This window comes from Stenotrophomonas sp. ATCM1_4, from assembly GCF_004348115.1.
GTDB lineage: Bacteria > Pseudomonadota > Gammaproteobacteria > Xanthomonadales > Xanthomonadaceae > Stenotrophomonas > Stenotrophomonas capsici.
Genome location: NZ_QPFB01000001.1, coordinates 1,608,113 through 1,621,228, shown reverse-complemented (window position 1 = coordinate 1,621,228; position 13,116 = coordinate 1,608,113). Strand labels below are relative to the sequence as shown.

Here is a 13,116-nt window from a genome sequence, read left to right as displayed (position 1 = left end):
GGCGTCGTGGCCGGCCTTCACACCGCGTCCTGCTTGTAGATCGTCAGGCCCTTGAGCGAGCGGGTGGGGGCGGGGAAGCACAGGCTGGCCAGGTAGCCGACCACGATGCACAGCATGATCGAGATGGCCAGATAGAAGTACGGGTGCACCAGCTTGAACCACCAGGCCACGAAGGTCAGCACGATCGAGGCGGCCACGCCGATCGCCACGCCCTGCGAGTTCGCGCGGCGGGTGAACATGCCCAGCGTGTAGGCACCGGCGAAACCACCGCCGAGCAGGCCGGCCAGTTCGATGGACACGTCGAACAGCGAGTGGATGTCGTAGCGCGACATGATCAGCGCCAGGCCGATCGCCACCAGGCCCACCATGACGGTGGAGATCTCGGCGAACAGCACGCTCTTGCGCGGGTTCGGGTTCTTGGCCAGGCGCTCGTAGAAGTCCACCGAGATCAGCGTGGCCACGCTGTTCATGATGCTCGACAGCGTCGCCATCGCCGCGGCGAACACGCCGGCGATGATCAGGCCGGTGACGCCCGGCGGCAGTTCGGCGGCGATGAACAGCGGGAAAGTGGCATCGATCGGCAGCAGCGGGTCCAGGCGCTGCGGGTTGTTCTTGTAGAACACCCACAACGCGGTGCCGATGCCGTAGAAGATGAAGCCGCCCGGGATCATGATCGCGGCGAACGCCCAGATCGAGCGGCCGGCCTCCTTGTCCGACTTGGTGGCCAGGGTGCGCTGCATCAGCACCTGGTCCTTCGGGAAGGTCAGCACCACGTCGAACACCACCAGGAAGATGAAGCCCCACACGGTGGCCTTGGTCAGGTCGAAGCTGAAATCGAACAGCTTGGTCTTGTCTTCCATCGCCGCGGTGGCGACGAACTCGCCGAAGCCGCCCTTCAGCGTCCACACGATGAAGCCGATGGCGAAGATCGCGCCGCCCATCTTGACGATGACCTGCACGAAGTCGGTCCAGATCACCGCCTTCATGCCACCCATCGCGGTGTAGATGATGGTGAACACGCCCATCATCATGATGCTCCACACCACGCTGATGCCGGTGATGGTGGCAATCGCCAGCGCCGGCAGGAACAGCACCACGCTCATGCGCGCGCCGATCTGCATGACGATGCACAGCGCGCTGGCGAGCATGCGGATGGCCGGGTGGAAGCGGGTTTCCAGGTAGGAGAACACGCTCATCAGGTCCAGCCGGCGCAGCAGCGGCACGATCCACACCGCCACGAACATCAGGCCCAGCACCGCGATCAGGTTGTTGGTCAGGTACTGCCAGTTGGTCTCGAACGCCTTGGCCGGGATGGCGATGAAGCTGATCGAGCTGGTGTTGGTGGCATACAGGCTCACGCCGGCCGCCCAGAACGGGATGCTGCGGCCACCGACGAAGAAGTCGGCGGTATTGCCGCGCTTCTCGCGGAAGTAGAACCAGGCGCCCATGCCCAGCATCGCGGCCAGGTAGACGATGATCACCGTCCAGTCCATCCAGCCCAGCAGGTGCTTGCCGGTCTGCATCTCGAAGGTGTGCAGGCTGCCGTCGGTGCTGGCCCAGGCCAGGCCGTTGCCCCAGCTGGCGGTGGCGGTCGGGGCGTCGGCGCCGCTGCCGGCCACGGTCGCCCAGGCGCTGGTGATGGTGTGGAAGGTACGCGCGTTGACCGCGCCCTGGCGGTCACGCACCTGCATCAGCAGGTGGGCCTGGCCGAGCGCGCGCAGCGAGCCGGGGACCAGCGTGCCGTCCATGCCCGGCAGCGACACCCAGCCCTTGTCGGTGGTCCAGCGCCACAGCTGCTGTGCGATGCCGGCAACCGGTGCATCGACCACGTACAACGCGCCCTTCTGGGCCTGCATCGCCGCCGCGGCGGCGTCGCCCGGCCACATCGGGGCCGGCACCCAGGCGCCGTTGCCGGCGGGCCGGCGCAGCAGCTGGCGCTTGCCGGCACCATCGACGCCGGCCACGTACAGGTCACCGTCCAGCGTGGTGGCCACCGCCTCTGCCAGCGGCGAGGGCAGGGGCAGCGATTGTCCGGCCACCAGCGCATCACCCTTGCGGGTGACCTGGTCCAGGCGGTTGGCCTGGCCGGCACCCTCGCCGAGCAGCAGCCAGCTGGCATCGCCGTAACGGACCAGGCCGTGGAGCGCATGGGCGGGGGTCTTGCCCAGCTGCAGCGGCTTCCAGGCCTGCTCGCCCTTGCCCAGGTACCAGGCGCGCTCGCCTTCCACGGCCAGCAGCTGGTCCTGCAGGGCCAGCATCTGCTGCGGCGCACGGCCATCGGGCAGCGTCGGCAACAGGCCGGTGGCCACGGCATTGAGGCTTTCCCCGGCCGAGGCGATGCCACCGGTCACCAGCAGGGTGAGCGCCAGCAGCAGGCGCAGGCCGAGGGAGAGGGGGCGCTTCAGGAAGGCCGGTGCATTGGCCGCGTGCTTGGACATGGGATGGACCCCGGAAAGTAAAGCGGAGGTGCCGGCCCAGGCCGTCACCTTGAGGAAGGATCAGGCGTGGCCGGCCCCGGCGACGATGGCTTCGGCACGGCGCAGGAACGGCAGGTCGACCATGCGCCCCTCGAACAGGAACGCGCCGCGGCCCTGCGCATCGGCCTGCTTGGCGGCGGCGAGGATACGCCGTGCCTCGGCGACCAGTGCCTCGGGCACGCTGAAGAGGGTGTTGGCCAGCGCCACCTGGCGCGGGTGGATGCAGCTCTTGCCGATGAAGCCCAGCCTCTGCGCCATGGTTGCCTCGACCGTGAAGCCCTCGGCGTCGGCCACGTCCGGCCATGCGCCGTCGCAGGCGAACACCCCGGCTTCGGCGGCGGCCATCTTCACCGCGAACAACGTGGCCTGCACGTTGGCCGGGTCACGCGCGATGCCGTTGGGCGCGAACAGGTCGCCCAGGCCCAACTGCAGCCCGGCCACGCGCGGATGCGCGGCGGCCAGTTCGGCGGCATGGCGCAGCCCGCGCGGGGTTTCGATGTTGATCAGCAGCCCGATCGGCTGGGCCACGCCGTTGGCGGCCTCGGCCTGTTCCAGCGCCGTGGCGACCTGGCGCACCTGCGCGGCCGATTCGATCTTGGGAATGTTGAGCAGCCACACGCCGGGCACGGCCACGGCCTGGAGGTCGGCGGCGAAGTGCGGGCTGTCGGTGGCATTGGTGCGCACGATCAGCAGCTTGCCGCCGGCCACCACCTCCGGGCGCGCCAGAAACGCGGCCACGGCCGCCCGTGCAGCCGTCTTGCCGGCCTCCGGCACGGAATCTTCCAGATCGAAAGACAAGGCATCGGCCGGTCCGGCCATGGCCTTGTCGAACAGCTCCGGACGTGCGCCGGGCACAAACAGCTTGCTACGCATGGGGTTCCCTCTAACCTTGAGGGCAGTCTGCGCAAATCGGAACCGGGAAAAAGTGTATTCCCGAACATTCATGCAATAGCGTTTGTTGCGCTTTGCCGGATCAGGCCGCCCACAACCTGCGGCCCCGGGCGGTGCCGAGCCACGCGCGGCGGGGGCTTCGTCGGGAACCCGGTCTGCCGAACCTGTGGTGGCGCCGCGCATTCAGCTTTTGCCGGCGCCGCGAACCTGTCCGACATCGCCCGTAACCCAGGATCCCTCCCTTCCCCCGCAAGTGGGGGAAGGTGCCCGAAGGGCGGATGGGGGCGCTTCCCGATCCTGCCCTGCGCTTCCGGCCGCAAACCCCCAGTCACAGCTCCTGACCCCCTCCCTTTGCCGCAAGGCAAGGGGAGGGTTCCAGCGGTACCCGCAGACGGAATCAACCAAAACCGTCCGCGCTGCCCCCTCAAACAGATCCTCAATACACCTCCCGTCCCGATCCGAAGACAAAGAAGGTCCCAGATCGACCGCAGAGACCCACAAAGTCAGCGGCCCAGCATTCCCCCTCAATTCCTACCGAACCAGGATTCAAGAGAGGGCCAACAAAGCAGTTTCCCCCAGCAAAACACCCGTTCAGCCTGATATACCAAGGCGCGCCCAGCTATCATTCGCCTTCACATCACGAGACCTGATTTTCCCGCCCCGATCGCCGCGCAGGCGGGCTGGAACAGGCCACCAAAGCAGGGGACGCATGGCAGAAGTAACCAAGGCCCGGACCGGCCACCTGATACGCACCTTGTTTGGCATCCTGCAGGCCCGGCCCGACGGCCTGAAGGCCGCCGAAGCCCTGGCCGCCCTGGCCGCGCAGGTCGAATTGACCCCTTACGAGGCCGGCGACTACCCCACCGGCGGGCGCCGCTTCGAGAAGATCGTGCGCTTCGCCACCGTTGATACCGTCAAGGCAGGTTGGCTGGTCAAGGACAAGGGCATCTGGAACATCACCACCGAAGGTGCGCAGGCCTATCGGCAATACCCGGACGGCGAGCAGTTCTACCGTGAGGCGGTGCGCCTGTACCACAAGTGGAAGAAGGCGCAGCCGGTGGTGGAGGTCGACGAGGTCGACGACGAAGCGGTGGAAAAGTCCGCCAGCATCACCCTGGAGCAGGCCGAGGAAATGGCCTGGGCCGAGATCGAGGCGCACCTGGCCGACATGCCGCCCTACGACTTCCAGGAGCTGGTGGGCGCCCTGCTCACCGCCATGGGCTACCACGTGGCTTGGATCGCCCCGCCCGGCAAGGACGGCGGCATCGATGTCATCGCCTACAACGACCCACTGGGCACCCGCCCGCCGCGCATCAAGGTGCAGGTCAAGCGCAACGCCAACTCACCCAAGATCGACGTGATGGGCCTGCGCAGCTTCATGGCCGTGCTGGGTGAAGGCGACGTGGGCCTGTTCGTAGCCCTGTCCGGCTTCACCAAGGACGCCGACCTGGAAGCCCGCCAAAGCCACCGCCGCATCACCCTGATCGACGCCACCCAACTGGTCGAACTATGGACCCGCCACTACGGCCAGCTGGATGACAGCGCTCGCCGTCGCCTGCCGCTCAAGCCGGTGTGGTTTTTGGCGGGACAAGATTGAAATTCACCGGCGACAGGCAGCCTTTGCCTGCGCCACATGGAACAAGAAGAAGCACTATGGCCAAGCCCAAGAAGACAGCAGAAGACAAGAACGACGGCCTCGGTTTTGAGGCCGAGTTGTTCAAAGCCGCCGACAAGTTGCGCGGCAACATGGAACCAAGCGATTACAAGCATGTCGCGCTCGGGCTGATCTTCCTCAAATACATCTCTGACGCCTTCGAGGCCAAGCGCACCGCGCTGCTGGCCGAGGACGCGCAGGCGGCAGAGGACAAGGATGAGTATCTCGCCGACAACGTATTCTGGGTGCCGAAGGAGGCGCGCTGGTCGCACCTGCAGGCCAACGCCAAGCAGCCCAGCGTCGGCACCCTGATCGATGATGCGATGCGCGCCATCGAAAAGGACAACGAATCGCTCAAGGGCGTACTGCCCAAGGACTACGCCCGTCCCGCGCTCAACAAGGTGATGCTGGGTGAGTTGATCGACCTGGTCTCCGGCATTGCGCTTAACGAGAAAGGCGGCCGCTCGAAGGACATCCTTGGCCGTGTGTACGAATATTTTCTGGGCCAGTTCGCAGGTGCCGAAGGCAAGCGCGGCGGCGAGTTCTACACGCCGAGTTCGGTGGTGCGCGTGCTGGTGGAAATGCTCGAACCTCTGCCTGATCCCGCGCGGGGCGTGGCAGGCCGTGTGTATGACCCGTGCTGCGGCTCGGGCGGCATGTTCGTGCAGTCGGAAAAGTTTGTCACCGAGCACGGTGGCCGCATTGGTGATATCGCCATCTACGGCCAGGAGAGTAACTACACCACCTGGCGACTGGCAAAGATGAACCTGGCCGTGCGCGGTATTGATTCGGACATCCGCTGGAACAACGAGGGCAGCTTCCACAAGGATGAACTGCGCGATCTCAAGGCCGACTACATCCTGGCCAACCCGCCGTTCAATATCTCCGACTGGGGCGGCGACCGCCTGCGTGAGGATGTGCGCTGGCAGTTCGGTCCGCCACCACCCGTGGGCAATGCCAACTACGCGTGGCTACAGCACATCTACCACCACCTGGCACCCAACGGCACGGCGGGCGTGGTGCTGGCCAACGGCTCGATGAGCTCCAACCAGTCCGGCGAAGGCGAGATCCGCAAGGCCATGCTCGAGGCCGACGTGGTCGATTGCATGGTGGCGTTGCCCGGGCAGCTCTTCTACTCCACCCAGATTCCCGCTTGCCTGTGGTTCCTGGCCCGCAACAAGAACCCCGGCAAGGGCCTGCGTGACCGGCGCGGAGAAGTGCTGTTTATCGATGCTCGCAAACTGGGCGTGCTGGTGGACCGCACCCGCCGCGAACTCACCGATGAGGACGTGCAGAGGATCGCCGACACCTACCACGCTTGGCGCGGTGAAAAAGACGCTGGCGAATATGCCGATGTGGCGGGCTTCTGCAAATCCGCTTCGATGGACGACATCCGCAAGCACGGGCATGTGCTGACCCCGGGGCGCTATGTGGGCGCGGCGGAACAGGAAGACGACGGCGAACCGTTCGAGGAAAAGATGGTGCGTCTCGCAGCGCTGTGGCGCGAGCAGCGGGTGGAAGCGGTCAGGCTGGATGCGGCGATTGAAGCCAACCTGATGGAGCTTGGGTATGTCGAATGAGTGGCCGACGGTTCGCTTGGGCGATTACGTGGATTCAAACCTTGGGAAGATGCTCGATGCACAGAAGAACAAAGGAGTCCCACGCCCATACCTTGGAAATAGCAACGTCCGTTGGGGCTCATTCGACATCAACGATTTGGCGTTGATGAAGTTTGAAGAAGGCGAGGAGGAACGCTACGGAATTCGTGATGGTGATCTGATTGTTTGTGAGGGGGGCGAGCCGGGCCGTTGCGCAGTCTGGCGGGAACAGGCTCCCGACATGAAAATCCAGAAGGCCTTGCACCGGATCCGGCCGAAAGATGATCTGAACAACTACTACTTGTTCTATTGGTTCATGTTGGCGGGACGCGCAGGGTGGTTGGAGCCGTTTTTCACTGGAACGACCATCAAGCACCTGACTGGAAGGGCTCTGAACGAGCTAAAAGTGCCGTTGCCGCCTATCAAAGAACAATGCGCCATCGCCCACATCCTCGGCACACTGGATGACAAGATCGAACTCAACCGTAAGCAGAACGAGACGCTGGAGGCCATGGCGCGCGCCTTGTTTAAAGCGTGGTTTGTGGACTTCGAGCCGGTGCGAGCCAAACTGGAGGGCCGCTGGCAGCGCGGCCAGTCGCTCCCCGGCCTGCCCGCGCACCTCTACGACCTCTTCCCCGATCAATTCGTTGAATCGGAACTGGGAGAAATTCCAGAGGGGTGGCGTGTACTTGCGTTTGGTGATGTGGCGCTGCAGGGTAAGGGGACTGTGAGTCCTACTTTGCAACCGGAGGAAACATTCACGCACTACAGCCTTCCCGCGTTTGATGCCGGCCAAGTACCCGCTATTGAGCTGGGTGAGTCAATCAAAAGCAACAAAACTCCGGTGCCGGATGGTGCAGTACTGGTGTCAAAGCTGAATCCGCATATTCCGCGTATCTGGCTTGTTGGTGATGCCGGTAGTAGGGCAGTTTGCTCAACGGAATTCATTGTTTGGACCCCCAAAGCACCCGCTAGCAGTGCGTTCGTGTACTGCCTAAGCTCATCGTTTGAGTTCAACAGTGCCATGCAGCAGTTGGTGACCGGGACGTCGAATAGCCATCAACGGGTAAAGCCAGAGCAGCTCCGGGAAATCCGAGTCATCGCTGCGGAAGGGGAGGTTATTGAGGCGTTTGCCAGGATGGCGAAGTCGCCAATGGATCAGATACTGCAGAACAGCCAGCAATCCCGTTCCCTCGCCCAACTCCGCGACACCCTGCTGCCCAAGCTGATCTCCGGCGAACTACGCGTTTCCTCCATCAAACAGGATGCCTTGCCGTGAAGCCTCTCAAGCCATGGATGGCTTTTGATGACCAGTTGCAGCAATTGCAGCAGCGCGGTCTGCAGGTCGAGGACGAGGCCGCGGCGCAGTCGTATCTCAAACGGCTGGGCTACTATCGCCTGAGTGGCTACTGGTATCCGTTGCGTGCCATTGATCTTGCGACATCGCAGGCGCAGGGGCGGGCAGTGCGTGCGGACACGTTCGTTGCCGGTAGCCGTTTCGAGGATGTGGTGCGGTTATATGTCTTCGACAAGAAGCTGCGTCTGTTGGCCTTGGATGCACTGGAACGCATCGAGACGGCAGTGCGGGTGGATATCGCCCACCTGCTGGGTGAGCGTGATCCACGTGCGCACGAAAATCCTGACTGCCTGCATGGCAATTTTGCCAAGAGAGCCATTGCCAAGGGGCCGGACCAAGGCAGGACCGAGCACCAGCTATGGCTAGAAAAATATGCGTCGATGCTGCACCGCTCACGCAAGGAGCCGTTTGTTGCTCATCACCTGCAGCAGTACGGAGCGTTGCCGATCTGGGCGGCAATTGAGATCTGGGATTTCGGCCTGCTGTCCAGGCTGTTTTCCGGTATGCAGCATGCCGATCAACAGACCATTGCTGCACTCTACGGTGTGCAGGACGGGCGCGCCTTCGCACAATGGCTGCGCAGCCTGAATTTCATCCGCAACGTGTCCGCCCACCATAGCCGCATGTGGAACATCAACGTGCTGGAGTTGTCAGTGGTCCCAGCGGATTGGGCGCCAGAATTGAACCAGGCGAGGCCATTTTTTTACTTCTGCCTGATGCAGCACCTGTTACGTGTTATCTGCCCTCGTTCGCGTTGGGGGCAGCGTTTTGCGCACTTGCTGAACAATGAGTTTCCTGCCGCTTTCTCGCTCAGGGAATTTGGCGCGGTATACGGCTGGGAGGCATGGCCTCTGTGGCAACAGCTGGAACAGGACAAATGAAAACCGACGCGTACACAAGAAGTGCAGAGGCGCCGGTCGTATTGCGGTCGATTCTAGGAAAGAATTTCCTACGCGTCAAATGAACTGGGGGATGGATGGCGTTCTTATCGGAAGCAGAAGTGGAGCAGGCCTTGCTGCAGCAGCTGGGTGGGCTGGGCTATGCGGTGCTCAGTGATGAGCAGATTGGCCCGGACGGCCATGCCCCCGAGCGGGCAAGCCACGCCGAGGTGGTGCTGACACCGCGGCTGGAGGACGCTGTGGCGAAACTGAACCCGCACATTCCGGCCACGGCCCGACATGAGGCGTTGCGGCGGGTCACCCAGTCCGAACTGCCTTCATTGCTCGAAGAGAACCGCCGCATCCACAAGCTGATCACCGAAGGGGTGGATGTGGAGTATGTCGGCGAGGATGGCCTGATCGCCGCCGGCAAGGTCGCGATCATCGACTTCGCGCGACCAGAGCAAAACGACTGGCTTGCGGTAAGTCAGTTCGTGGTCATCAACGGCCAGAGCAGCCGGCGGCCCGACGTGGTGGTGTTCGTCAACGGTCTGCCGCTGGGCGTGATCGAGCTGAAAGCCCCGGGTAGCGCCGGGGCACATCTGCTGGGTGCGTTCAACCAACTGCAGACCTACAAGCAGCAGATTCCACAGCTGTTCAACACCAACGCGCTGCTGGTCACCTCGGACGGTATTGCGGCACGGGTGGGCTCACTATCGGCCGACCTGGAACGCTTCATGCCGTGGCGTACCACCGACGGCGCGGATGTGGCGCCGAAGGGCGCGCCGGAACTTTCGACCTTGATTGAAGGTGTGTTCGAGCATAGTCGCCTGCTGGCGCTGTTGCGTGACTTCACGGTATTCGGTGAAACCGGGTCGGGGCTGGCCAAGATCATCGCAGGCTATCACCAGTTCCACGCAGTGCGGCATGCGGTGGCGTCGACTATCCGGGCATCGGCCACGGCGCCGGGGATAGCAGAGGACCCGGCGGAGTATGGTTTGCCTACTGTGGCGGGACAGGCGCGCGGAGATCGGCGTGCGGGCGTGATCTGGCACACCCAAGGCTCGGGCAAAAGCCTGCTGATGGCGTTCTACGCCGGGCAGTTGGTCAAGCATCCGGCTATGGCCAACCCGACGCTGGTGGTACTGACCGATCGCAACGATCTGGACGACCAGCTGTTTGCTACCTTCTCGATGTGCCGCGACCTGATCCGGCAGACGCCGGTGCAGGCCGAGAGCCGCGAGGATCTGCAGAAGGTTTTGAGCCGGGCCTCGGGCGGGGTGATTTTCACCACCTTGCAGAAGTTCGGTGAGATTGCCGAGCCACTCACCACGCGCCGCAATGTGGTGGTCATTGCCGATGAAGCGCACCGCAGCCAGTATGGCTTCAAAGCCAAGGTGGACGCAAAAACCGGCGAAATCTCCTATGGCTTTGCCAAGTACATGCGTGATGCGCTGCCCAACGCCTCCTTCATCGGCTTTACCGGCACGCCGATCGAGGCGGATGACGTCAACACTCCTGCGGTGTTCGGTAACTACATCGATGTCTACGACATCAGCAGGGCGGTCGAAGACGGTGCGACTGTGCCGATCTACTACGAGTCGAGGCTGGCACGCATCGAACTTGATGATGCGGAGAAGCCCAACATCGACGCCGAGGTGGATGCGCTGACCGAGGAGGATTCCGAGGCCGACCAGGAGCGCTTCAAGAAGAAGTGGTCAACGGTGGAAGCACTGGTGGGCAGCGACAAGCGCCTGGCGCTGGTGGCTCAGGACATTGTCGCCCACTTCGAAGACCGCGTGGCAGCCCTCGACGGCAAGGCAATGGTGGTGTGCATGAGCCGCCGCATCTGCGTGAAGCTCTATGGAGAGATCATCAAACTGCGCCCGGACTGGCATAGCACCGATGACAATGCGGGTGCGGTCAAGATCGTAATGACGGGCGCACCCAGCGATCCGCAGGAATGGCAGCAGCATATCGGCAACAAGGCACGACGCGATCTGCTGGCCAAGCGGGCGCGCGATCCGAAAGACCCGCTCAAACTGGTCATCGTGCGCGATATGTGGTTGACCGGATTTGATGCTCCGTGCATGCACACCATGTACGTGGACAAGCCGATGCAGGGCCACGGGCTGATGCAGGCCATTGCGCGGGTGAACCGGGTGTTCCGCGACAAGCCGGCCGGGCTGATCGTGGACTACATCGGGATTGCACAGAACCTGAAATCGGCCTTGCAGCAGTACTCCAAGAACGACCAGGAGAACACCGGCGTCGATGAGGCGCAGGCCATCGCGGTGATGGTTGAGAAGTACGAGGTGGTACGTGACATGTACCACAGCTTCGACTATGCGACCGCACTGGACGGAACGCCGCAGCAGCGGCTGGTGATGATGGCCGCGGCCATCGAGTGGATTCTCGACCTGCAGCAGCGGTTGGCAGCTAAGGAAAAAACCAAGGAAGGTAAGAAAGCCGCTCACCGGCACTACCAGGATGCCGTGCTGGCGTTGTCCAAGGCGTTCGCCTTGGCATCGGCCTCGGATGAGGCTCGTGAGATCCGCGAGGAAGTCGGCTTCTTCCAGGCAATTCGTGCTGCGCTGGTCAAGAGCAGCACTGGCTCCGGTGTTACCCAGCAAGAGCGTGAGCTGGCCATCCAGCAGATCGTCAGCCGGGCGGTGGTCTCGACCGAGATCGTGGATATCCTGGCCGCGGCGGGCATCAAGAGTCCGGACATCTCCATCCTCTCCGACGAGTTTCTGGCTGAGGTCCAGCAGCTGGACAAGAAGAACCTCGCACTGGAAGCCTTGCGCAAGCTGCTTAATGACGGCATCCGGTCGCGCAGCAAGGCCAATGTGGTGCAGACCAAGGCGTTCTCGGAACGACTGGAGGATGCGGTGGCGCGCTACCACGCCAACGCCATCACCACTGCTGAGGTACTGGCCGAGTTGATCCAGCTGGCCAAAGACATCCGCGCGGCCCGTCAGCGGGGTGAAGAGCAGGGTTTGTCAGAGGATGAGATCGCCTTCTATGACGCGCTGGCGGAGAACGAGAGTGCCATTCAACTGATGGGGGACGACAAGCTGAAGCTCATCGCTCATGAGCTGCTGGTGAGCTTGCGCGAGAACGTGTCGGTCGATTGGGCGCATCGGGACTCGGCCCGCGCGCGGATGCGGGTTCTGGTGAAGCGGATTCTGCGGAAGTACGGCTACCCTCCCGATTTGCAGGATGCGGCGGTGCAGACGGTACTGCAGCAGGCTGAGGCGTTGTCTTCAACATGGACGATCGCACGGCGATGATCGAGCTCAACGACCTGCTGGCCAAAGCTGGGTTGGACCCGGCAACGGTGATGGTGATGCGGCACCGCCCGACCGAGAAGGAGTTGCGTGCGGTCCTGCCGTGGCTAGCGGCCGAGCGGAGCGAAGTCTACAACGCGTTTCAATCCAACCATGGCGAGGTGGTGGAGAAGGCGTTATCCAAGGCGCGCTATCTGGCCTCCTTCATTGGGCATGAGGCAGGGTGTGCGGTGTTCATAGGGTTGTACGAGGTTGCCGGCTATCAGGTGGTGTCGGCCGAGCAATTCTGGACGCTGCCGGGCAACCCGGAACTACGTCTACTGGGTACGAGGGGCCCCAAGGATGAGCGCGATTCTTTCTGGTTCGATTTGCAGCCGACAACGCATCTGTCCGATTGGAAAGGGAAGCTAGTGATCGATTGGACGGGCATCGAGCGCTCATGGTGGCGTTGGGCCGCGCGCAATCGGCTGCCGGTCCGCGCCATCCATGACGAGAGCCTGCTGGTGAAGGCGATGCCGGATTGGCAGACACTGACCTTTGAGTGGAGTCAGTTGAATCTGCTGCCGACCAGCTGGCGGCAGGCGTTGGCGCAATGGCGCGGCATCTATTACATCTTCGACCGGACGTCGCGATTGGGGTACGTGGGGTCGGCCAGTGGCGCAGAGAACTTGCTGGGGCGCTGGCAGAACTATGCTGCCAGCGGCGACGGTGGCAACCGTCTGCTGCGGGGACGAGATCCACAGGGGTTTGTGTTCAGCATCCTGCAGCGCTTGTCGCCGGATATGCAGGTTGAAGACGTTGTGCAAATTGAGAGCACCTGGAAAGAGCGGCTGCAGACCCGCTCTCCGAATGGGTTGAACGACAATTAGGCGGCGATGAAGCTCGGGATGATGCATCGGTGGCCTCATCATATCCTTGCGCGACGACCAGACTTGGCTGGGTTGATGAGCAGAATAGCCAGGCTATTCTGC

At 62.9% G+C, this 13,116-nt stretch carries 8 protein-coding genes; 6 read left to right on the top strand and 2 right to left on the bottom strand.

The features are described from left to right. Window positions 1–17: 17 nt before the first annotated feature. Complete coding sequence (locus ATCM_RS07685) at window positions 18–2,438, bottom strand: sodium:solute symporter (RefSeq protein WP_132863912.1); 2,421 nt, start codon at window positions 2,436–2,438, stop codon at window positions 18–20. 60 nt (window positions 2,439–2,498) lie between these two features. After that, entirely contained in the window at window positions 2,499–3,350 is an 852-nt protein-coding gene (locus ATCM_RS07680) for a CoA ester lyase (RefSeq protein WP_132863910.1), read from the bottom strand. 727 nt (window positions 3,351–4,077) lie between these two features. Between ATCM_RS07680 and ATCM_RS07675 the strand changes: the two genes are divergently transcribed. The 6 genes from ATCM_RS07675 (at window position 4,078) to ATCM_RS07650 (ending at window position 13,014) form a co-directional block, all read left to right on the top strand. Beyond that, window positions 4,078–4,965: a restriction endonuclease gene (locus ATCM_RS07675; protein ID WP_132863908.1), complete on the top strand. Its 888-nt coding sequence runs from the start codon at window positions 4,078–4,080 to the stop codon at window positions 4,963–4,965. 56 nt (window positions 4,966–5,021) lie between these two features. Continuing rightward, window positions 5,022–6,602 carry a class I SAM-dependent DNA methyltransferase gene (locus ATCM_RS07670; RefSeq protein WP_132863906.1) on the top strand — a complete coding sequence of 527 codons (1,581 nt, stop codon included), beginning with the start codon at window positions 5,022–5,024 and terminating at the stop codon, window positions 6,600–6,602. Next, window positions 6,592–7,899 carry a restriction endonuclease subunit S gene (locus tag ATCM_RS07665; protein WP_132863904.1) on the top strand — a complete coding sequence of 436 codons (1,308 nt, stop codon included), beginning with the start codon at window positions 6,592–6,594 and terminating at the stop codon, window positions 7,897–7,899. Before ATCM_RS07670 ends, ATCM_RS07665 begins: the two co-directional genes overlap by 11 nt. Then, entirely contained in the window at window positions 7,896–8,858 is a 963-nt protein-coding gene (locus tag ATCM_RS07660; protein ID WP_207911794.1) for an Abi family protein, read from the top strand. Before ATCM_RS07665 ends, ATCM_RS07660 begins: the two co-directional genes overlap by 4 nt. A gap of 95 nt (window positions 8,859–8,953) precedes the next feature. After that, on the top strand, window positions 8,954–12,148 hold the full coding sequence (locus ATCM_RS07655; RefSeq protein WP_132863902.1) for a type I restriction endonuclease subunit R: 3,195 nt from the start codon (window positions 8,954–8,956) through the stop codon (window positions 12,146–12,148). Next, window positions 12,127–13,014: a GIY-YIG nuclease family protein gene (locus tag ATCM_RS07650; RefSeq protein WP_207911793.1), complete on the top strand. Its 888-nt coding sequence runs from the start codon at window positions 12,127–12,129 to the stop codon at window positions 13,012–13,014. The genes ATCM_RS07655 and ATCM_RS07650 overlap by 22 nt, the downstream gene beginning before the upstream one ends. The last annotated feature ends 102 nt before the right edge of the window (window positions 13,015–13,116 follow it).

Coding starts and splice junctions, on each gene's coding strand:
- ATCM_RS07685 (WP_132863912.1), bottom strand. CDS start 2,438: ATGTCCAAGCACGCGGCCAATGCACCGGCCTTCCTGAAGCGCCCCCTC.
- ATCM_RS07680 (WP_132863910.1), bottom strand. CDS start 3,350: ATGCGTAGCAAGCTGTTTGTGCCCGGCGCACGTCCGGAGCTGTTCGAC.
- ATCM_RS07675 (WP_132863908.1), top strand. CDS start 4,078: ATGGCAGAAGTAACCAAGGCCCGGACCGGCCACCTGATACGCACCTTG.
- ATCM_RS07670 (WP_132863906.1), top strand. CDS start 5,022: ATGGCCAAGCCCAAGAAGACAGCAGAAGACAAGAACGACGGCCTCGGT.
- ATCM_RS07665 (WP_132863904.1), top strand. CDS start 6,592: ATGTCGAATGAGTGGCCGACGGTTCGCTTGGGCGATTACGTGGATTCA.
- ATCM_RS07655 (WP_132863902.1), top strand. CDS start 8,954: ATGGCGTTCTTATCGGAAGCAGAAGTGGAGCAGGCCTTGCTGCAGCAG.
- ATCM_RS07650 (WP_207911793.1), top strand. CDS start 12,127: ATGGACGATCGCACGGCGATGATCGAGCTCAACGACCTGCTGGCCAAA.